Source organism: Mesorhizobium sp. P5_C1, assembly GCF_054049815.1.
In genome coordinates this window covers 1-20152 of sequence record NZ_JBFULQ010000052.1, presented here as the reverse complement: position 1 = coordinate 20152, position 20152 = coordinate 1, and the positions used below count along the sequence as shown (strand labels likewise).

The 20152-nt window shown below is 64.7% G+C and carries 18 protein-coding genes; 12 read left to right on the top strand and 6 right to left on the bottom strand.

The window, feature by feature from the left end; all coding sequences use genetic code 11:
• Positions 1–120: 120 nt before the first annotated feature.
• The 6 genes from ACXJ7R_RS07000 to ACXJ7R_RS06975 all read left to right on the top strand — a co-directional run bounded on the left by ACXJ7R_RS07000 (position 121) and on the right by ACXJ7R_RS06975 (position 6540).
• The gene (locus ACXJ7R_RS07000) at positions 121–1572 is read left to right on the top strand and encodes a hypothetical protein (RefSeq protein ID WP_457151181.1); all 1452 of its coding nucleotides are present in this window, start codon (positions 121–123) and stop codon (positions 1570–1572) included.
• Between the two features lie 154 nt (positions 1573–1726).
• A complete protein-coding gene (locus ACXJ7R_RS06995; protein ID WP_457151180.1) occupies positions 1727–3028 on the top strand; it encodes an ABC transporter substrate-binding protein in 1302 nt (433 codons plus the stop codon).
• 218 nt (positions 3029–3246) lie between these two features.
• Positions 3247–4128 (top strand): branched-chain amino acid ABC transporter permease, encoded by an 882-nt coding sequence (locus ACXJ7R_RS06990; protein ID WP_457151179.1) that lies wholly within the window; start codon positions 3247–3249, stop codon positions 4126–4128.
• Positions 4125–5087: a branched-chain amino acid ABC transporter permease gene (locus ACXJ7R_RS06985; RefSeq protein ID WP_457151178.1), complete on the top strand. Its 963-nt coding sequence runs from the start codon at positions 4125–4127 to the stop codon at positions 5085–5087. The genes ACXJ7R_RS06990 and ACXJ7R_RS06985 overlap by 4 nt, the downstream gene beginning before the upstream one ends.
• Complete coding sequence (locus ACXJ7R_RS06980) at positions 5084–5809, top strand: ABC transporter ATP-binding protein (protein ID WP_457151177.1); 726 nt, start codon at positions 5084–5086, stop codon at positions 5807–5809. Before ACXJ7R_RS06985 ends, ACXJ7R_RS06980 begins: the two co-directional genes overlap by 4 nt.
• Entirely contained in the window at positions 5806–6540 is a 735-nt protein-coding gene (locus ACXJ7R_RS06975) for an ABC transporter ATP-binding protein (protein ID WP_457151176.1), read from the top strand. The genes ACXJ7R_RS06980 and ACXJ7R_RS06975 overlap by 4 nt, the downstream gene beginning before the upstream one ends.
• A gap of 147 nt (positions 6541–6687) precedes the next feature.
• Here the strand turns inward: ACXJ7R_RS06975 and ACXJ7R_RS06970 are convergent, their stop codons facing one another.
• From ACXJ7R_RS06970 to pncA, 3 genes are all read right to left on the bottom strand, one after another.
• Entirely contained in the window at positions 6688–7644 is a 957-nt protein-coding gene (locus tag ACXJ7R_RS06970) for an ornithine cyclodeaminase family protein (RefSeq protein ID WP_457151175.1), read from the bottom strand.
• A gap of 150 nt (positions 7645–7794) precedes the next feature.
• Positions 7795–9177: a sodium:proton antiporter gene (locus tag ACXJ7R_RS06965; protein WP_457151183.1), complete on the bottom strand. Its 1383-nt coding sequence runs from the start codon at positions 9175–9177 to the stop codon at positions 7795–7797.
• A 70-nt stretch (positions 9178–9247) separates the two neighbouring features.
• Positions 9248–9862 carry a bifunctional nicotinamidase/pyrazinamidase gene (gene pncA, locus ACXJ7R_RS06960; protein ID WP_457151174.1) on the bottom strand — a complete coding sequence of 205 codons (615 nt, stop codon included), beginning with the start codon at positions 9860–9862 and terminating at the stop codon, positions 9248–9250.
• A gap of 263 nt (positions 9863–10125) precedes the next feature.
• On the opposite strand from pncA, the gene ACXJ7R_RS06955 reads away from it, so the two are divergent.
• The 6 genes from ACXJ7R_RS06955 to ACXJ7R_RS06930 are packed head-to-tail and all read left to right on the top strand — an operon-like array spanning position 10126 to position 17412.
• Positions 10126–10986, top strand: a complete 861-nt coding sequence (locus tag ACXJ7R_RS06955; RefSeq protein ID WP_457151173.1) for an FAD binding domain-containing protein — start codon at positions 10126–10128, stop codon at positions 10984–10986.
• 17 nt (positions 10987–11003) lie between these two features.
• Positions 11004–13958 carry a molybdopterin-dependent oxidoreductase gene (locus ACXJ7R_RS06950; RefSeq protein ID WP_457151182.1) on the top strand — a complete coding sequence of 985 codons (2955 nt, stop codon included), beginning with the start codon at positions 11004–11006 and terminating at the stop codon, positions 13956–13958.
• On the top strand, positions 13955–15496 hold the full coding sequence (locus ACXJ7R_RS06945; protein WP_457151172.1) for a 6-hydroxynicotinate reductase: 1542 nt from the start codon (positions 13955–13957) through the stop codon (positions 15494–15496). The genes ACXJ7R_RS06950 and ACXJ7R_RS06945 overlap by 4 nt, the downstream gene beginning before the upstream one ends.
• Entirely contained in the window at positions 15496–16377 is an 882-nt protein-coding gene (locus ACXJ7R_RS06940; protein ID WP_457151171.1) for a UPF0280 family protein, read from the top strand. Before ACXJ7R_RS06945 ends, ACXJ7R_RS06940 begins: the two co-directional genes overlap by 1 nt.
• Complete coding sequence (locus tag ACXJ7R_RS06935) at positions 16370–16954, top strand: amino acid synthesis family protein (RefSeq protein ID WP_457151170.1); 585 nt, start codon at positions 16370–16372, stop codon at positions 16952–16954. The genes ACXJ7R_RS06940 and ACXJ7R_RS06935 overlap by 8 nt, the downstream gene beginning before the upstream one ends.
• Complete coding sequence (locus ACXJ7R_RS06930; protein ID WP_457151169.1) at positions 16951–17412, top strand: MarR family winged helix-turn-helix transcriptional regulator; 462 nt, start codon at positions 16951–16953, stop codon at positions 17410–17412. Before ACXJ7R_RS06935 ends, ACXJ7R_RS06930 begins: the two co-directional genes overlap by 4 nt.
• Positions 17413–17451: 39 nt before the next feature.
• Here ACXJ7R_RS06930 and ACXJ7R_RS06925 read toward each other — a convergent pair whose 3' ends face one another.
• From ACXJ7R_RS06925 to ACXJ7R_RS06915, 3 genes are all read right to left on the bottom strand, one after another.
• The gene (locus ACXJ7R_RS06925; RefSeq protein ID WP_457151168.1) at positions 17452–18246 is read right to left on the bottom strand and encodes an inositol monophosphatase family protein; all 795 of its coding nucleotides are present in this window, start codon (positions 18244–18246) and stop codon (positions 17452–17454) included.
• A 71-nt stretch (positions 18247–18317) separates the two neighbouring features.
• Positions 18318–19319: an LLM class flavin-dependent oxidoreductase gene (locus ACXJ7R_RS06920; RefSeq protein ID WP_457151167.1), complete on the bottom strand. Its 1002-nt coding sequence runs from the start codon at positions 19317–19319 to the stop codon at positions 18318–18320.
• 73 nt (positions 19320–19392) lie between these two features.
• Positions 19393–20152: AI-2E family transporter (locus ACXJ7R_RS06915; RefSeq protein WP_457151166.1), on the bottom strand; the 760-nt coding region annotated here is incomplete at its 5' end.

Here is a 20152-nt window from a genome sequence, read left to right as displayed (position 1 = left end):
CTGCCGGACATCTCCCCCGCAAGGGGGGAGATCGGCCGCCACCTCTGGTTTCGCCAATTTTCAACATTGCAAGAAAGGTGGCCGGCAGATGAACTGCTGATCTCCCCCCTTGCGGGGGAGATGTCCGGCAGGACAGAGGGGGGTGCGAAGGATCGCGGCAGTGGAGTGTATCCCTGCTCGACGATTGCCTTTGTCGGAGCCCTGATCTTTGTCCTCCCCACGCCCGCCTTGGCCCACGCTTCCGACCGTGGCCATGTCCTGCTCTTACCGACCGGCTACTATCTGGCAGGCGGGGCTTTCGCCGTGGCCGTCAGTTTCCTCGTGCTGGCGCTGCTGCCGGGGGATTGGCTTGATCGTTTCTGGCGCCGGCGCATGCCGCTGTTCGGATTTGGCGACAGCGCGCGCGCCGCAGTCAGCCTGGTCTCCTTTGCCGGCTTTGCAATCCTCATCGCCGCCGGCTTTTTCGGCAGCCGCGACCCGCTTTCAAACCCTTTGCCGCTGGTGATCTGGACCCTGCTGTGGGCTGGCGTCACGCTGCTGCAAGGTGTCCTCGGCGATCTCTGGTCATGGCTCAACCCATGGTATGGGCCGTGGCGCCTTGCCTCACGTCTGCTCGGCGCCGGGGATGAAGGGAGCTGGCGACTTCCCCGATGGCTCGGCTGCTGGCCGGCCGTCCTGTTGTTTTTCGCCTTTGCCTGGTTCGAACTCGTCGATCCGGCGCCCGACGATCCGGCGCGCCTGGCATATGCTGCCGGCCTCTACTGGCTGCTCACCCTCCTTGCCATGCTGGCGTTCGGCTGTCGAAACTGGAGCCGCAACGGCGAATTCCTGTCGGTCTTCTTCTCGATGGTGGCGCGTTTCGCGGTCGTCGAGCGCAACAAAACCGGCGGGCTTGGCCTGTGCTGGCCGGGTGCCAAGCTGCTCGCCGCCGAGCCGTTACCGGCCAGCGGCATTGCCTTCCTGCTTCTTGCCCTGTCGTCGGTGTCCTTCGACGGCCTGTCGAAAACCTTCTTCTGGCTCGGTCTGTTCGGCATCAATCCGCTCGAATTTCCCGGCCGCACGGCGGTGATCGGCAGCGGCAGCCTTGGGCTCGTTCTGACGTTCACGTTGCTTGCAGGCGTGTTCATGCTCGCCGTCTGGCTCGGTCAGCGTCTTGCGCGAAGCGATCGCCCTTTCGGCCAGGCAGCCGGGCTGCTGGTGTGGTCGATCGTACCGATCGCGCTTGCCTATCATGCCGTGCATTATCTGACGTCGCTGCTCGTCGACGGCCAGTATGCGCTTGCGGCACTGTCCGACCCGTTCGCGCTGGGCTGGAACCTGTTCGGCACCGCCGACATGCAGATCGAGGCGGGCATCGTTGCCGGTGCGGATTCCGCCTGGTGGCTGTGGAATGTCCAGGCCGGCGCCATCATATCAGGCCATGTGCTCGCCGTCCTCGTCGCCCACGGCTTCGCCTGGCGCCTGCACCCGCAGCCCTCCCGCGCTACCCTCAGCCAGTTCCCGCTCACCGTGCTGATGATCGCCTATACGGTCTTCGGCCTCTGGCTGCTTGCCACGCCGACGGTTGGCTGAGCCGTTCGCGTTGGAAAATAAACCGGGCTTCCCCCAGGGAACCGGCATTGCCGTGTCCGGACTTTGGTGATTTAGTTTGTACACATGCAATTTTTCGACTTCCGGAAATGAGCGGACTTTGCGCTCCTAAACGCTGAACAAGGGGAACGGCATCATGGACAAGAGCAAGACCTTCGACCTCTCGAAAACCGGTCTCACCCGCCGCACGGCGCTGAAGGGGCTGGCCGCCACCGCCGGTCTGGTCACCGCGCCAGGCTTCGTCCGCTATTCCCAGGCACAGAGCTCGGCGCCGATCAAGATCGGCTTCCAGTCGCACCGCACCGGCATCGGCGCCGCCTATGGCCGCTGGTACGAGAAGACCACCGCTGCCGCCATCAAGGCGATCAACGCGGCCGGCGGCATCAACGGCCGTCAGGTCGAGGTGATCATCGAGGATGACGGCACCGATCCGGGCCGTGGCGCCGAAGTGGTCGGCAAGTTCGCCACCCAGCACAAGACCGACATCGTCTTCGGCACATTGTTCTCGCATGTCGTCATCGGCTCGGCGCCCGCCGCCGGCGAGGCCAAGATCCCCTATTTCGTCGTCAGCGAAGGCCATCATGTCGCTTCGACCAAGCTCAACCGCTATGTCTTCCAGCCCGGTATCACCGACGTGAAGAGCCAGATCCAGTCGATGGCGCCGTGGATTGCGGCCAATGCCGGCAAGAAGGTGACGCAGATCTTCCCGGATTTCGCCTTCGGCTACGACCACCGCGACTACCTGCCACCGGCGCTGAAGGCGCAAGGCGCCGACGTCATCGCGCAGATCGCCATCCCGCCGACGGAATCGTCCTTCACCAAATACTTCCCGCAGATCCCGGCCGAGACCGAGGTGATCTACCACGTCATGGTCGGCCCGGCCGTGCTCACCTTCGTCAAGGAACTTGGCGAGTTCTACGGCTCCAACCGGCCGCAGCTGTTCGGCTTCATGGATTCGCTGGAGGCCACCGACATCAACAGCCCCGGTCTCGAATTTTTGGACGGCAGCCATTTCTGGGAGGGTTCGCCGCGCTATGCTCAGGCCGACGACAGCGCCGCGCAAAAAGCCTATCGCGCCGCCGTCGGCATCGACGACAATGGCGCCGCCGTCGGCGATCCAAAGGACGTCTCCACCGCGTCGCACATGTTCGGCTGCTGGGAAACGCTCTATGTCGTCAAGAAGGCGATGGAAGACGCCGGCTACAAGGGGCCGGAAGACCGCGCCAAGCTGGTCGAGGCGACCGAGGCGCTGACCGCCTTCGCCGAAGGACCCGAGCATCCGCAGGGGCCAAAAACCTTCAACGGCAAGATCCACCAGTGCTTCGGTATCCAAAACATATCCAAGGTCGAAGGCGGCAAGCTGAAGGTCGTCCACAAGACCAAGATCGAGGACGGGCTTTACGAGGCCGAGGGGGATTACACGACGCAGGCGCTGTAGTCTTAGCTGCTCCAGCAAGCGTGAGCGCCAAGCCACCCCCCTCTGTCCTGCCGGACATCTCCCCCTCACGGGGGGAGATTGGCAGTTCGTACGAAGGCGGCCGCTTACCGGCTTTGACGGTTGGTGAAAGCAATCATTACAGCCAATCTCCCCCCTTGAGGGGGAGATGGCCGGCAGGCCAGAGGGGGGTGCACTTGGCGCCTGCCGAAGTGTAACCGATGCACTTCGGTCCCCACCTCCTCCTCGCCGCCCTCGAAGGCCTCGTCACCTCCGCCGTGCTGGCGCTGACGGCGCTTGGGCTGTCGCTGGTGTTCGGCGTCATGCGCGTCGTCAACGTCGCCCATGGCGAATTCTTCATGCTCGGCGCCGTGCTTGCCTGGGCGATCACCACGGCGATCGGCGGTCACCCGGCGCTCGGCTTCCTGGCGGCGCTGGTGATCGCGCCGCTGATCGTCGGCGCCATCGCGCTGGTTGCCGAACGGCTGGTGCTGCGCCGGCTCAACTACAATCCGGAAGCCACCATCGTCGCCACCATCGGCATGCTCTACATCATCCAGCAGCTGGCGCTGACCTTCTACGGCCCGGAGGCGCGGCCGGTGGAGCCGCCGTTCAGCTATCGCATCCTTTTGCCGTGGTTCGGCTATTCCGGCTACAAACTGTCTGTCATCGCCGCCTCCGCGCTTCTGCTGGTGGCGACATGGCTGGTGCTGACGCGCACGAAGATCGGCCTGGTCATGCGCGCCACGCAGTACGACAGCGAGACGGCGCAAGCCTTCGGCATCCCGGTCGGCCGCGTCTATGGCGGCGTCTTCGCGCTTGGCGCCATGCTGGCGGCCATCGCCGCGGTGCTGATCGTGCCGATCAGCCAGGCGCATTACCTGATGGGCCAGGATCCGCTGCTGCTGTCGTTCATCGTCGTCATCATCGGCGGTCTCGGCTCGCTGCGCGGCACGGTCGTCGCCGCCGTGCTGATCGGCCTGTCCGACGGCATCATCTCGGTCTTCTTCTCGCCGACGCTGGCCAAGATCATCGCCACGCTGCTGGTCGCCATGGTGCTGGTGTTCCGGCCGCAAGGCCTGTTCGGGACGGCGTCGCGATGAGCGAAGCTTCGCCGGCAAAGGCCTACGGCCTGCATCTCGGCGTTATCGCGCTGCTTTTCGTGCTGAGCTTCCTTTTGCCGGAGTACTATCACGGCCTGCTCGCCCGCATCATGGTCCTGGCGGTCTTTGCTATGGGCTACAACATGCTGTTCGGCTATGTCGGCCTGCTCAGCCTCGGCCACGCCATGTTCTTTTCCGCCGGGCTCTACGGTGCCGGCCTTGCCGTCATCCAGCTTGGCTGGAACGTGCCGGCGGCATTCGCCGCGGGCCTCGGCTGCGGTCTCGTTCTTTCCCTGGTGATCGGGCTGCTGGCGCTGCGCACGTCAGGCGTCGCCTTCATGATCGTCACCATGATGTTCGCGCAGGTGTTCTATCTCATCATCCTCTACTTCTCGTCATGGACCGGCGGCGACCAGGGCATGGTCGTGCCGCAGTCGGCGCGGGTGCTTGCTTTCGGCGCGACATCGCTCGATCTCACCAACCCGACCGTGCGCTACATGAGCGCGCTCGGCTTGTTCTCGCTGGTGCTGCTGATCACGCTTGCCATCGTCCGCTCCAGATATGGCCGCGTGCTCGTCGCCATCCGCGAGAACGAGGAGCGGACGAAGATGCTGGGCTACGACACCTTCTCCAACAAGCTCGCCGCCGTCGTCATCTCCGGCATCTTCTGCGCTGCCTCGGGTGCTGCCTATGCGCTGCTGTTCGGCTATGTCGGCTCGAGCTTCGCTTCGGTGCAGTATTCCATCCTGCCGCTGCTGTGGGTGCTGCTCGGCGGCGCCGCCACGACGCTTGGGCCGCTGATCGGCACGCTGTTCATGTACTACGTCATCGACATCACGAGCGGCTACACCTCGGCCTATCTGCTGATCGTCGGCGTCGCCCTCATCCTGCTGGTGCTGTTTTTCCCCAAGGGCATTCTCGGCAGCATGCGGCAGCGCTGGCTCGGGTGGCTGCCGTGACGCCGCTTTTGACCACCAAGGGCCTGTCGCGCAACTTCGGTGGCCTGCGCGCCGTCGATAGTGTCGATTTCACCTTGATGCCCGGCGAGATCCGCGCCGTCATCGGCCCGAACGGGGCGGGGAAGACCACCTTCGTCAGCCTGGTCAGCGGCCGCATCCAGCCGTCGTCGGGCATGATCATCTTCGATGGCGCCGACATCACCGGCCTACCTGCCTATGTCCGGGTCCGCCAGGGCATCGCCTACACGTTCCAGATCACCAGCGTCTTCGCCAACCTCACTGCCTACGACAATGTCGCATTGCCGGTGCAGCGCACGCTGAGCGATGGCCGCTCGAAGGGCGCGGTGCGGGCCGGCGTCATGGCGGCGCTCGAACGGACCGGCCTGGCCGACCGCGCCCACATGCCGGCCGGACAATTGTCCTATGGCCACCAGCGCCTGCTGGAAGTGGCGATGGGCCTGGCGCTGAAGCCGCGCCTGTTGATCCTCGACGAGCCGACGCAAGGCCTGGCCGACAGCGAGATCGACAATTTCATCACCCTGGTGCGCGAGATCGCTGCGAGTGCCACCGTGCTCCTGATCGAACACAACATGCCCGTCGTGATGCAATTGGCCGACCGTATCACCGTCTTCAACGCTGGCAAGATCCTCGCCGAAGGCACGCCCGAGGCGATCCGCGAGAACGCGGCTGTTCAGCAAGCCTATCTGGGGACCGCCCCATGACCGAAACGACCAAGGCGCGAACAAAGTCCGAGGCGCTGGCGATCTCGGGGCTGGACTGCTTCTATGGCGAGGTTCAGGTGCTCTACGGCCTCGATCTCGTGCTGAACAAGGGCGAGGTGCTCTGCCTGTTCGGCCGCAACGGCGCCGGCAAAACGACGACGCTGAAGGCCATCATGGGACTGGTCCCCTCACGAGCCGGCTCGATAAACCTCGGTGGCCAGGAATTGACCGGTCTGCCGGCGCATGAGGTGCCGAAGGCCGGCGTCGCCTATGTGCCGCAGGGAAGGCGGCTGTTCGCCGAAATGACGGTCGCTGAAAACATCGAGATCGGGCTGATGGCGCGCAGCAAGGGCAAGGCGACGCGCGAAACCGTGCTCGACCTCTTCCCGCTGCTGCGCCAGCGGCTGCGGCAACGCTCGGGCACCTTGTCCGGCGGCGAGCAGCAGATGCTGGCCATGGCGCGCGCGCTTTGCCTGGAACCGCAGGTGCTGCTGCTCGACGAGCCGACCGAAGGGCTGATGCCGTCGATGATCGCCAGGATCCGCGAGACGGTGTCGACCCTGCGCGACATGGGAGTGTCCACGATCCTCGTCGAACAGCGGGTCGATGCGGTGTTGTCGGTTGCCGACCGTGTTTGCTTCATCGAGAACGGCCGCAACCGCGAGACGGTCGATGTCGAGGAGCTGCGCGCCGACCCGTCGGCAGTGCGTCGCTATGTGGGTGTCGGGTAAGGCATGTAACGGTCGAGCGCTAGAGCAGTTCACCGTTTCACCGGAAACGCCGAACCGCTCTATCTGTTTGTTTTGGCGCAATTCCCTAAGGGAAAGCGCTACGCGCTTTTCCCGGGAAAACCGTTTCACACTTTTCCTGGAATTGCTCTAAGCTTCCAGCGCGCCGATCGCTTTCGCGCGCACAAATGCCAGGCCGGCTATTGCGAGATCGCCGACCGCCATGCCGCGGAACGCGAAAGCTGTTCGCTCACTCGCGCTTTGACGACCTGGCACGTCGCCGCTCACCAAACCCGTCAAGTCACCGGCAACGAGTTCGGGCCTGACCATCGGTTTGCTCATCTGCGCCTCTTGCACCAGATCGTCTATGGCGATGCGATCGAACGCAACCATGGTTTCAGCAAGCCAAGGCAGAGCCAGATCGGTCATGGTCGCGAACACTCCAGCCTTCAGCCAACGCGCATCCAGAAATGGAACGGGCTCGGGCACCAAAGTGACTGTTGTCACCACGATATCAGCAGATTCGACCGCCGCTTTGGCAGTATCACTCCGTACCGCGGTTAGACCGCGCGTCTCAGCTACCTGGCACAGTGCGTCACGACTGCCTTTGCCTCGACTAAAGGCGCGAATCTCCTGCAACGGAAAAAGATCGGCCAGAGCCTCTAGATGAGCGCGCGCCTGAACACCGCACCCGATAAACGCGACGCACGCCGAGCCCGCTCGGGCCAGACGCTTGGCCGCCACACAGCTTAGACCGGCCGTCCGCTTCGAAGTGACCCAATTGCCGTCGACCACAGCAAGCRGCAGCCCCGTTTCAGCGTCGAGAAGGGTGACCAGCGAGTTAAGGGTTGCAAGTCCCCGCTCGTGGTTACGGGGATTGACCACCAGCGACTTGGTGGCCAGCACCCGGGGCTCGGTCGCGACGGCGAGAGTCGCCATGATGTAGCGGTCGTCGCCTGGCAGCACCACCGCCTTGGGCGCACACCATACTTCGCCTCGCCTCTGACCGATGATCTGCCGCTCGATTTCGTCGATCACGTCGGATGTCGAAATCGCCAGGCCATCCAGGAATTCGGCTGACAGATAGGGCAGCTTCTCAATGGTCATTGTCGCCCCCGACCCAACCCTGCACCTCCTCTACAATAGCAGAAATTGCGGGCTCCGCATACGCATGTGCCATCGTCATCGGGCTACTCTATGCCAGCGGCTGCCGGAGGTTCCGGCTTCGACGCCAAGGGCGCCGAATCGAGTCTAGGCTCAACGGAAGAACACAAAACCCGCGATCAAAAAGGTCGGGATCAGCACCAGGCCGGACCACAGCATGTAGCCGAAGAAGCCCGGCATCTTCACGCCGCGATGCCTGGCGATGGCATAGACCATGAAGTTGGGCGCATTGCCGATATAGGTGTTGGCGCCCATGAACACGGCACCCGCCGAGATTGCCGCCAAGGTCGAGGCAAACTCCGTCATCAGATGCCGAGGGTCGCCGCCGGCGAGTTCGAAGAACACCAGATAGGTCGGCGCATTGTCGAGGAACGACGACAGCGCCCCGGTCAGCCAGAAATAGGCGAGATCGTTGGGCTGGCCGGAGGGCGAACTGACAAGCGCCACCAGCGGCGCCAGAGCGCCGTCATGGCTTGCCCTGAGGATGGCGATGACCGGCACGATGCAGATGAAGATGCCGGCAAACAATTTCGCCACCTCTGCTATCGGCCCCCAGTTGAAGCCGTTCGCTTCGCGGTGGCTCTTGTACGAGAGGGGAAGCGACAGCAAGGCCAGCGCCAGGTTGATGGCGTCGCGTACCAGATTCTGCAGCTCGAGGCTCACGCCCAACACGGAAAAGCTCACGCCCGGCTTCCAGGCCGCCGACAGCAGGATCGCACCGATCACACCTGCCAGCAGCGGAAGGTTGGCCAGGCCGCGCAGGCGTACCTTCGTATCCGGCGTCGGATCCCTGGTCTTCGGTGCACCGCTCTCGCGCCGGTGCAGGATGATGTCGATGCCCAGGAAGACGGCCAGCACGACGCCGCCGACGAACAGCGTCTCGCGCCAGAGATTGGCGGTGACCCAGAAAAAGTCGACGCCGCGCAGGAACCCGACGAACAGCGGCGGGTCGCCGAGCGGCGTCAGCGAGCCGCCGATGTTGGCAACAAGGAAGATGAAGAAGATGACGACATGGGCGTTGAACGGCCTGGCGTCATTGGCGCGCAGGATCGGGCGGATCAGGACCATCGAGGCGCCGGTCGTGCCGATCACCGAGGCCAGGATCGCGCCAGCCAGCAGCAGCCCGGCATTGACCAGCGGCGTCCCGTGAATGTTGCCGGCAAGCAGGATGCCGCCCGAAATCGTGTAGAGCGCGAACAAAAGGATGATGAAGGACATGTATTCCGCAAGCAGCGCATGCAGCACCGCCTCGGTCGCACTGGGAATTCCGAAGGCCAAAGCCAGGGGCACGATCACCAGCGCCGCCCACAGCGCGGTGATCTTGCCATAGTGATGCTCCCATATGTGATGGAAGAGCAAAGGCCCGGTGGCGATCGACAAAAGCAGGCCGACAAAGGGCAGCGCCCACCACAGCGACATCGCGGCGCCGGGCAGCGCGTGTTCCTCCGCTGCCAAGGCCTGGCCTGGAAACAGCATTGCGAGAGCGATCACAGGGCCCGCTCCTGTCGCAATCCGCAAAAAGCCCCTCTTGCGCCCCACGTTCAGTTCAATCCAAGACGTGGTCTTCAAGCGTCACGCCGGCATCGCGCATGCGGTGCAACATTGTCTCGAGCGAACCGTTGAGATCGATGCCACGACAGGCATCGAGCCGGACGGTGGTTTTGAAACCTTGGCTGATGGCGTCCAGCGCCGAAAAGGCAACGCAGAAATCTGTCGCCAGCCCGACCAGGATCAGTGTGTCGATCCCTCGCTCCCTGAGATAGCCGGCAAGGCCGGTCGGCGTCGTCCGGTCGTTCTCGAAGAAGGCCGAGTAGCTGTCGATGGCAGGCCGAAACCCCTTGCGGACGACGAGCTCCGCCTTGGTCCAGGCGAGGCCGGAGTGGAAATCCGAGCCCAGGCTGCCCTGGATGCAGTGATCCGGCCACAAAGTCTGCGGGCCGTAGGGCATGTCGATCATCGTGAAGGGCTGCGAACCCGGATGGCTTGAGGCGAAACTCGAATGGCCGGCGGGATGCCAGTCCTGCGTCAGCACGACGTGATCGGCGTGCCGGATCAGGTCATTGACCAGCGGCACGATCTCGTCGCCGCCAGCAACAGCCAACGCGCCGCCCGGACAAAAATCGTTCTGCAGGTCGATGACAACAAGCGCTTCGTCGGCCATGGGGCTTTCCTCTTCTGTATGCAGGCTCCAGTGGAAAATGCCGCTGACGCGACCGGAGGCAGAAACTCGACCAGATGGCAGGCGGCGTCAACCTCTCAAGGCATAACAAATGCGTGCCGGACGAGCTGCTACAAACTCTCGCTTTGACAATTCCTACGGTCTTGATATCATTTGCATACGAATGAATTTCGTCCGGCATCGATGCCGGCATGGTCTTTCGAAAATACCGGTTACTGGAAGGCCTCTTTTCTGGAAGGCAAAGCGTGATCCGTTACGCCAAACCCACCTCGGTCGACGAAGCGCTCGCTTTGCTTGGCGAGAGCGCCTGGCGGATCCTTGCCGGCGGCACCGATTTCTATCCAGCACAAGGCAGCAAGCCCTTTCGCGACAATGTTCTCGACATCAATGGCCTGACGGCACTGCGCGGCATTGCCGAGACGGATGACCACTTCGTCATCGGTGCGCGCACGACCTGGACCGACATCATCCGCCACCCCTTGCCGCCGGCCTTCGATGCGCTGAAACAGGCCGGGCGCGAGGTCGGCTCGGCGCAGATCCAGAACGTCGCCTCGGTCGCCGGCAATCTGTGCAACGCCTCGCCGGCCGCCGATGGCGTGCCGGCGCTGCTCGTCCTCGATGCCGAAGTCGAACTGCGGTCGGCGACAACGACACGTTGTGTGCCGCTGCAGGACTTCATTCTCGGCAATCGTCGCACGGCCTTGCAGCCCGGCGAGTTGGTCACGGCCATCCGCGTGCCGAAACCTGCTGCCGGCACGTCGGCTTTCGTCAAGCTCGGCGCAAGGCGCTATCTCGTCATTTCGATCGCCATGGTGGCGGCGCGTCTGGTGGTTGACAACGGCATTGTCGTGGAAGCGGCGGTTGCCGCCGGCTCCTGCTCGGTGGTGGCCAAGCGCCTATCCGGCGTCGAAGCCGCCTTGCGCGGCCTGCCCGCCGGCCAGGCGCTCGCCGATGCGGTCCTGGCCGCGCCGATGGCTGAGCTGTCGCCTATCGCCGATGTGCGCGGCAGCGCCGAATACCGGCTTGATGCGGTGCGCGAGATCGCTGCCCGCGCCGTGCTCATGGCCTGTGGGCTGATGAACGACCCGGAGGTGGTGGCGGCATGAGCCAGGTCTCGCCTGAAATGCGCGAAGCCCTGCCAGATCTCGGCGGCGTTCAGCCTCGCCTCGGCCCTGAGCGAGCCGACATCGCCTTCGAGGTGAATGGCGCAGCCGTCTCGGTCAACGTGCCGCCGCTGCGTCGGCTGTCCTCGGTGCTGCGCGACGAACTGCTTTTGACCGGCACCAAGGTCGGCTGCGACGCCGGCGACTGCGGCGCCTGCACGGTGCTGGTCGACGGTGATCCGGTTTGCGCCTGCCTGATGTCGACGGCTTCCGCGGCGGGAACGGCTGTGACAACCGTCGAAGGGCTCGCCAATGGCCGGCTGTCGGCGCTGCAGGCCTCGTTCCTCGACCATGGCGCGGCGCAGTGCGGCATCTGCACGCCGGCCCTGCTTGTCGCGGCCACGGCATTGCTGGACAAGAAGCCCAACCCGACCGAGATCGAGGTCCAGGACGCGCTGGGCGGCATCCTCTGCCGCTGCACCGGCTACCGCAAGATCATCGCGGCGGTGATGGATGCAGGGCGGTTCGAACCATCAACTGACGGCGCCGCTCCTCATCCGCCTGCCGGCACCTTCTCCCCGTATAGTGACGGGGAGAAGGGAAGCGCTCCAACGCTGGCGACCCCCTCTCCCCGTCCCTTACGGGGAGAGGGTGAGGGTGAGGGGCAGCGCCAACGCCGTTCGTTGGATCTCGGCCTTGATCGCAGAATGCCAATCTCGGGCCATGCTGTGGGCTCTTCGCCCATCCGGCTCGACGGCGTGCCGAAGGTCACCGGCGGTGAAAAATTCGGCGGCGATTCCTTCCCCGCCGATGCATTGGCCGTGCTGGTGGTGCGCTCGCCGCATCACCATGCCAGCTTTGCCTTCGGCGACCTCGACGGCTGGGTGAAGGCGCATCCCGGCATCGCCGGTGTCTTCACCGCCGCCGACATTGCGGGCAAGAACTGCTTCGGCGTTATCGGCCCGTTCGCCGACCAGCCGGCGCTGGCCGAGGGTTTCGCGCGCCTTCGCGGCGAAGCGGTGGCGCTGGTCGCCGGCGAGCGCGAGGCCATCCTCGATCTCGACCTGTCGGATTTCCCAATACGCTGGAGCGAGTTGCCGCATCTCCTGGAGCCTTGCGAGGCGCAGGCCAGCGGCGCCAGGCTGATCCACGACCACCGCCCGGCGAACCTGCTCACCGCCGGCTTTGTCGAGCGCGGCGATCCCGAGGCGGCGCTTGCCGGCGCTGCCATCACCGTGTCCGGCGCCATCGACACCTCCTATGTCGAGCACGCCTATATCGAGCCGGAAGCCGGCTATGCATATCTGGATGGCGACACGCTGGTCGTCGTCGCCTGCACCCAGGCGCCCTATATGGACCGCGACGAGACCGCGAAGGTGCTCGGCCTTGCCGTCGACAAGGTGCGCATCGTGCCGACCGCGACCGGTGGCGGCTTCGGCTCCAAGCTTGACGTTTCGCTGCAGCCTTTGATCGGCCTTGTGGCGCTGAAGACCGGCCGGCCGGCGGCGCTTGCCTATACCCGCAACGAATCCATGATGTCGACCACCAAGCGCCATCCGGCCGAGATGAAGGCGACCATCGGCGCCGATGCCGAAGGCCATGTCACCGGCATGATCTTTGTCGGCGACTTCAACACCGGCGCCTATGCCAGCTGGGGGCCGACTGTCGCCAACCGCGTGCCGGTGCACGCCTCAGGCCCCTATGGGACACCGAACTATCGCGCCGAGGGCCGCGCCATCCACACCCATGGGCCGATCTCCGGCGCCTTCCGCGGCTTCGGCGTGCCGCAAGCGACGATCATGCAGGAAACGCTCTATGACGAGCTGGCTGACAAACTGGGCATCGACCGGCTTGAGTTTCGCCTGAAGAACTGCCTTCGGAACGGATCCGAAACGGTTACCGGGCAGCGGCTGGATACCGGCGTCGGCATTGCCGAATGCCTGGAATCGCTACGGCCGCATTGGACGCGGGCGAAGACCGATGCGGAGGCATTCAACGATGCCAACAAGGATAGAAAGCGTGGCGTTGGTGTGGCTTCCTGCTGGTATGGCTGCGGCAACACCTCGCTGCCCAACCCGTCGACCATCCGCGTCGGCATCGCGGCTTCAGGCGACATCATCCTGCATCAGGGCGCGGTCGATATAGGCCAGGGCTCGAACACGGTCATCCCCCAGATCTGCGCCGACGCGCTTGGCCTGCCGCTGGAAAAATTCCGGCTTAAAAGCGCCGATACCGCCATCAGCCCTGATGCCGGCAAGACATCGGCCTCGCGCCAGACTTTCGTGACTGGCAAGGCGGCCGAAAAGGCGGGCCGTGCCTTGCGCGAAAAGATCCTGCGCTTTGCCAACGTCTCTGAGAAAGCATCCCTGCAACTGGACGGCCCGGCGATAATCATCCGCGAGGGCGAGGCCACGCGCCACATCGATCTTGCCGTTCTCGACATGGATGCCGACGGCTTCGTCTTCCGCGCCGAGGAAAGCTACGACCCGCCGACACTGCCGCTCGACGCCCAGGGCCAGGGCAAGCCCTATGCGGTCTATGGCTACGGTGCGCAGATCGCCGAACTCGAAGTCGATCTCAAGCTCGGCACGGTCAAGCTGATCAAGATCACCGCGGCGCACGATGTCGGCAAGGCGATCAACCCGCTGCTGGTCGAGGGCCAGATCGAAGGCGGCATCGCGCAAGGCATCGGCATGGCGCTGATGGAAGAGTATATCCCCGGCCGCACCGAGAATCTGCACGACTACCTCATTCCGACCATTGGCGACGTGCCGCCGATCGAGACCATCCTGATCGAGGTCCCCGATCCCGAAGGACCGTTCGGCGCCAAGGGCCTGGGCGAGCATGTGCTGATCCCGACGGCGCCGGCGATCCTCAACGCCATCCGCCACGCCACCGGCGTTCTGGTCACCAAGGTTCCGGCGACGCCGACGCGCATCCGCGCCGCCATTCGCGAAAAGGAGGCACGTCCATGAGCGAGCTTGCCGAACGCTTCGAAACCCACGATCCCGGCGAAAAGCAGATGGCGGAGAAGATCCGCTGCGATGCCTGTCCGGTCATGTGCTACATCGCCGATGGCCGTACCGGCGCCTGCGACCGCTACGGCAATATCGGCGGCAGGATCGTGCGCATGGATCCGCTGACCATCCTCGACCACGCGGCCGAGGCCGGCGCGGCCATGGTGCCGTTCATCGCCGAGGGCGACGCATGGGACGGCGAACTGGTCAACACCGGCCGCCGCTTCGTCACCGCCATCGGTGCGGGCACCACCTATCCCGATTACAAGCCGGCTCCGTTCATCGTCAGCCAGCAAGTCGAAGGCGTCGATCTCGTCACCGTCGTTACCGAGGGCATCTTCTCCTACTGCGGCGTCAAGGTGAAGATCGACACCGACCGTCATATCGGGCCCGAGACGGCTACAGTGCGATCGCAAGGCGAAGCGATCGGCCATGTCACGACGGGCGAATACGGCTCGCAGATGCTGTCGCTGGGCGGCGTGCACCACCTGACCGGGGGCTCCAAGTCGGAAGGCCGGGCCACTTGCGACGCGATGCTCAATCTGTGCAACCGCAAGCCGGTGGAGCTCAGCATCGACGGCGGCGCCACCGTCATCGTCGAAGCCGGCAAACCACCGGTTATCGACGGCAAGCACGAACACCGCATGCGTGTCGGCTGCGGCTCGGCCACCATCGGCATGTTCGCCACGCAATGGCGCGGGCTGGTCGACGAGGTGGTGGTGGTCGACGACCACATCACCGGCGTCGTGTCCGAGCATCAGGCCGGCAAGGTGCTGGGCTGGCAGGACACGGGCATAAAAATCATCGGCCGCCGCTCGACGCCTGGCCGCTATTTCAAGGTGTCCGATCCCGGCCTCGGCTGGGGCGGCACCAGCATATCCGACCCGCTGTCGATCCTCGGCGAGTGGAACGCCAAGAAGGGCGCGCGGCCGGGCCTGTCGCTGCTGATGGTTTCGACCACTGGCGAGCAGTTTGCCTATTACGAACTCGATGACGACTTGAAGCCAGTACAGAAACCCTTCCCAGAACGGCTGCAAAAGTCGGTCCGGCTGATCGAGGACAATTGCGAGCCGGCGCTGTGCACCGTGCTGTTCATCGGCGGCGCCGGTGGCTCGCTGCGCGCCGGCGTCACCGAAAACCCGGTAAACCTCACCCGTTCCGTGCAAGGCCTGAGCACCTATGTCACGGTCGGCGGCGCCCCGGTCTATGTCTGGCCGGGCGGCGGCATCACGCTGATGGTCGATGTCACGCGGGTTCCTGAAGGCGCCTTCGGCTATGTGCCGACCCCGGCGCTGGTGGCGCCGATCGAATTCACCCTGCGCCGCGACGACTATGTTAGGCTTGGCGGCTACGAGGCCGAGATCCGCAGCGTCGAGGATATCATCGCCAAAGGCGGTGAGTACCTCAATCCGCGCCGCGGCTCGGGTGCCGCGGCCGGCAATCCATGGCCGCCGCTTGCACAATTGCACCGTGTTCGCTCCAACGGGGCCGGGTGATGTCCGGCCCGCAAGCGCATTGGCTGCAGGACGGCAAGCGGCTGCATCTCAACCACGGGCCGATCGACCTGATCGTCGAGGCCTTTGGCGAGGCGCATGAATGCCGCCAAGCCTATGAGCAGGCGGTGGCGCGTTTCCAGACAATCTTGCCGGAGCTGGTCGAGGAATTGCCGGAATTGCGCCAGCCGGCCACGAGCCGACCGCGCGCTTTCGCCGGTTCGACAGCGCAGCGCATGGAAGCGGCTGTCGTGCCCTTGGCGAAAGATTTCATCACACCGATGGCCGCCGTCGCCGGTTCGGTAGCCGACGAATTGCTCGAGACAATGCTTGCCGGCCGGAAGCTCGACCGCGCCTATGTCAACAATGGCGGTGACAGCGCCATCCATCTCGGCGCCGGCCAGTCGATGACGCTCGCCATCGCCGGCACCGGCCACGGTTTGGCCGACCGCATTGTCATCCATGCCGGCGATGGCGTGCGCGGCGTCGCCACCAGCGGCTGGCGTGGACGCTCGTTTTCGCTTGGCATCGCCGATGCCGTCACCGTGCTGGCGCGGACCGGGGCCGAGGCCGATGCCGCCGCGACGCTGATTGCCAATGCCGTCGACCTGCCCGGCCATCCGGCCATCCGGCGCGTGCCGGCGCGCGACCTGGCGCCGGACAGCGACCTTGGCGACCGGCTGGTGACGCAAGAGGTCGGCCGGCTTTCCTCAGCGGAAATCGCCGCGGCGCTGGACGGCGGACTTGCCGTCGCCGAAGATTTCCGCCGCAGGGGATTGATCGCCGCATCGGCGCTGTTTCTTGCCGGCCAGACCCGCATCAGTGGTTCCATGGCGCTTGCCGCGCCCGACAAAAGTCCAGGGAAGGAAGTTGCCCATGCCTGAGTTTCCGATCCGCAAGATCGCGGTTCAGACCGAAGAGATCTTTCACGAGGGCGGGCCGGTGGCCAAGGTGCCGCGCCGGCGCGCCGCCGCCATGGCGCTGGTCAAGAACCCGTTCGCCGGGCGCTATGTCGAGGAACTGCAGAGCGCCATGGACGATCTGAAGCCGCTCGGCCTGCTGCTGGCCGACCGGCTGATCGCGGCGCTCGGCGGCGACGTGAAGCAGATCGACGGCTATGGCAAGGGCGCCATTGTCGGCACATCAGGCGAACTGGAGCACGGCGCGCTGTGGCATGTGCCCGGCGGCTACGCCATGCGCGAGCGGCTCGGCGATGCCAAGGCGATCGTGCCGTCGGCGAAGAAGGTCGGCGCCTTCGGCTCCAGGCTCGACGTGCCGCTTGGCCACATCAACGCCGCCTATGTGCGCAGCCATTTCGACGCCATGGAAGTCGGCATCAGCGACGGCCCGCGCCCCGACGAGATCCTGTTCTGCCTCGCCATGACCTGTGGCCCACGCGTCYATGACCGCATGGGCGGCCTGGCGGCTGGGGATATCAAGGCCTGGGACGGGTTGCGGTGAGCGCCGAGGACAATCTGCTGAAGCTGGTCGAGGCCGAAGAGCCCGACGAAAACGACTATCGCTTGCAGGAGCAGGTCGGTTTCATCCTGCGCAAGGCGCACCAGCGCCATGTCTCGATCTTCGCTGCCCACATCGCCGATCTGACGCCGCCGCAATTCGCGGCACTGGCCAAGCTGCGCGATGTCGGCGAGACCTCGCAGAACCAGCTCGGCACGCTGATTGCCATGGACGCGGCGACGGTGAAGGGCGTCATCGACCGGCTAAAGGCGCGCGGCCTGGTCGAGCTCTCCAAGCATGAGGTCGACAAAAGGCGGCTGCTGGTCAATTTGACCGCTGAAGGCCGCGACGCGGTCGAACGCCTGATCCCGCTTGCCCGCGACATCACCCAGGAAACACTGGCGCCGCTCTCGGCCAAGGAGATCGCCACATTCATGAAGCTGCTGGCGAAACTGGCCTGAGCCTCGACAGGCCCGAGCGTCTTTCGCACAAGGTAGCGTTCAGRGCTTGAACGCCTCCGAAGAAAGCTCCCGCAGCTTGGGAAAAACGCCCTTGCCGCCAGTGATGACCAGCGTTCCGTCCCGCAGCACCGTCTTCGGATCGGGTTTCACGACCATGCCGCCGGCTTCTTCGACCAGAAGCATGCCGGCCAGGCAATCCCAGGCGTTCATGTGCTCCTCGACATAGCCGAGCAGGCGGCCGGCGGCGACGTAGGCGAGCATCAAGGCGCCGGATGCGTTGCGGAAGAAAACACCGCCCTCGGCCAGCAGTATGCGGATCAGCACGGCGACATTTTCGGCGTCGGCGCGGTTTGAAAATCCGGTCCCGACGGATCCTTCTTCCAGTCTGGTGACCGCACTGGTCCTGATCGGTCTGCCGTTGACGAAGGCGCCGCCGCCAAGCCGGCCGTGAAACGTCTCGCCGGTCGACGGTTCGTGGATCACGCCAACCACGGTGTCGCCATGCAGGGCGCAGGCGATCACCACGCACCAGGCCGGGATGCCGCGCACGAAATTGGCGGTGCCGTCGATGGGATCGATCACCCAGTCATAGCCAGTCGTGCCGGTGACCGAGGCATGCTCCTCGCCGACGATGCCGTCTTGCGGATTGTCGGTGGCAATGGCGGCGCGGATGAACAGTTCGACCTCGCGGTCTGCCTCAGAGACCAGGTCCTGATGGCCCTTGCTCTCGATAGTCAGGCTGTCGAGGTCGCGGAAGTATTTCAGGCCGAGTTCGCCGGCACGCCGCGCAAGTTCGATGGCAAACTGCATGCGTGCGTCATGGTCATTTTTCACGGGGGAGCTCGATCTTGCGGAAGGTGCCCCGCCCTTAGCAGAAGCACCCCGTATCCTCCAAGCCAAGAATATCAGGCCGCCTGCGACAGCGATTTGTGGGCCTCGGCCAGGATCTCGAACGACCGCACGCGGGCCGCGTGGTCGAAGATCTGCGCGGTGACCATCAACTCGTCGGCGCCGGTGCGGCGCACGAACGCATCGATGCCTTGCCGGACCGTTTCCGGTGACCCGACGACAGCGCAGGACAGCGCCTGGCCAAGCATGGTCTTGGCCATCGGATCGAGATCGCGGTCATAGTCCTCGACCGGCGGCGGCAGGCGCCCGGGCCGGCCAGTGCGCAGATTGACGAAAGCCTGTTGCAGCGAGGTAAACAGCAGCCTCGCCTCCGCATCGGTGGGCGCGGCAAAGACGTTGAGGCCGAGCATCACATGCGGCTTGTCGAGCTGTTCCGACGGTTGGAAGCGCGAGCGGTAGACGTCCAGGGCATGGTCGAGTTCCGCCGGCGCGAAATGCGAGGCAAAGGCATAGGGCAGGCCAAGCATGGCGGCAAGTTGCGCGCCGTAGAGGCTGGAACCGAGGATCCAGATCGGCACGTTCTGGCCCTCGCCCGGCACGGCGCGGATGCGCTGGCCTTCCGCGGCCGGCTGGAAATAGCCCATCAACTCGACGACATCCTGCGGGAAATTGTCGACGCCGGCCTCGAGGTTGCGCCGCAAGGCGCGTGCGGTGCCCATGTCAGTGCCGGGCGCGCGGCCGAGGCCGAGATCGATGCGGCCCGGATGCAAGGCGGCCAGCGTGCCGAACTGTTCGGCAATCACCAGCGGCGAATGGTTGGGCAGCATGATGCCGCCGGCGCCGACGCGTATGGTCCTGGTGCCGCCGGCGACATGGGCAATGACGACCGCGGTGGCGGCACTGGCGATGCCCGGCATGTTGTGATGCTCGGCCAGCCAGTAACGCTTGTAACCCAGCCGCTCGGCATGACGGGCAAGATCGAGCGAGTTGGCGAGCGACTGGGAGGCATCGCTGCCTTCGATGATCGGCGACAGGTCGAGAACGGAAAGAGCGGTCATGAACGGGATCCTGTGTAGGACCGCATGTAGGGAGCGCCCGGCAACGCCGCAAACTCAAAAATATTGATCAGCCCTATGCGGATTCCGTGTCGGCGATGTCGTCTTCGACGACGACGGCCGTGTGCTGCGCGGCGAGGAAGTTGCCGACAGGGCTGAGCCCGTCGAAATGATCGCAGAACACCTTGATGACGACCAGCAGCGGAACCGCCATCAGGGCGCCGACGAAGCCCCAGAGCCACGACCAGAAGGCGATGGCGATGAAGATCGCCACGGCGTTGATCTCGAKGCGCCGGCCGACCACCATCGGTGTCACGAACTGGCCTTCGACGATGTCGCACACCAGCACGAAGGCCGGCGCCAGCAGCGCGTAGGAGATGGTGTCGAAGCTGATCAGCGCCATGACCGCGACAAGCACGATGGTCATCAGCGCCCCGACATAGGGCAGGAAGTTGAACAGGGCCGCGGCGACGCCCCAGACCAGTGGGTTGGGCATGCCGAGCGCCCACAAGCCAAGGCCGGTGACCGTGCCGAGACCGGCATTGATGATGGTGACGGTGAGCAGATAGTGCGAGATTTCCCGTTCCACGTCATAAACGACGCGCAGCGCGCGTTTCTTTTCGCTGAGGCTGGCGAAGGACTGGATAATCTTCTCGTAGAACATCGTGCCCGAAGCGAGCAGGAACAGCGACAGCACGAAGATGATGGTGAGGCCTGTTCCCGCCGACAGGATGTTGCTGGCCGCCGACGACAGGATGCCTGATTGGGCGACCGCCACCTTCTGGATGCCGGACTCCTGTGACGTCTCGGTCAGTTGCTCGATCTGGTGCGAGATC

Excerpts from the sequence above, each read along its gene's own strand:
- ACXJ7R_RS07000 (WP_457151181.1), top strand. The coding sequence starts at position 121 with ATGTCCGGCAGGACAGAGGGGGGTGCGAAGGATCGCGGCAGTGGAGTG.
- ACXJ7R_RS06995 (WP_457151180.1), top strand. The coding sequence starts at position 1,727 with ATGGACAAGAGCAAGACCTTCGACCTCTCGAAAACCGGTCTCACCCGC.
- ACXJ7R_RS06990 (WP_457151179.1), top strand. The coding sequence starts at position 3,247 with ATGCACTTCGGTCCCCACCTCCTCCTCGCCGCCCTCGAAGGCCTCGTC.
- ACXJ7R_RS06985 (WP_457151178.1), top strand. The coding sequence starts at position 4,125 with ATGAGCGAAGCTTCGCCGGCAAAGGCCTACGGCCTGCATCTCGGCGTT.
- ACXJ7R_RS06975 (WP_457151176.1), top strand. The coding sequence starts at position 5,806 with ATGACCGAAACGACCAAGGCGCGAACAAAGTCCGAGGCGCTGGCGATC.
- ACXJ7R_RS06965 (WP_457151183.1), bottom strand. The coding sequence starts at position 9,177 with ATGCTGTTTCCAGGCCAGGCCTTGGCAGCGGAGGAACACGCGCTGCCC.
- pncA (WP_457151174.1), bottom strand. The coding sequence starts at position 9,862 with ATGGCCGACGAAGCGCTTGTTGTCATCGACCTGCAGAACGATTTTTGT.
- ACXJ7R_RS06950 (WP_457151182.1), top strand. The coding sequence starts at position 11,004 with ATGCGCGAAGCCCTGCCAGATCTCGGCGGCGTTCAGCCTCGCCTCGGC.
- ACXJ7R_RS06945 (WP_457151172.1), top strand. The coding sequence starts at position 13,955 with ATGAGCGAGCTTGCCGAACGCTTCGAAACCCACGATCCCGGCGAAAAG.
- ACXJ7R_RS06940 (WP_457151171.1), top strand. The coding sequence starts at position 15,496 with ATGTCCGGCCCGCAAGCGCATTGGCTGCAGGACGGCAAGCGGCTGCAT.
- ACXJ7R_RS06920 (WP_457151167.1), bottom strand. The coding sequence starts at position 19,319 with ATGACCGCTCTTTCCGTTCTCGACCTGTCGCCGATCATCGAAGGCAGC.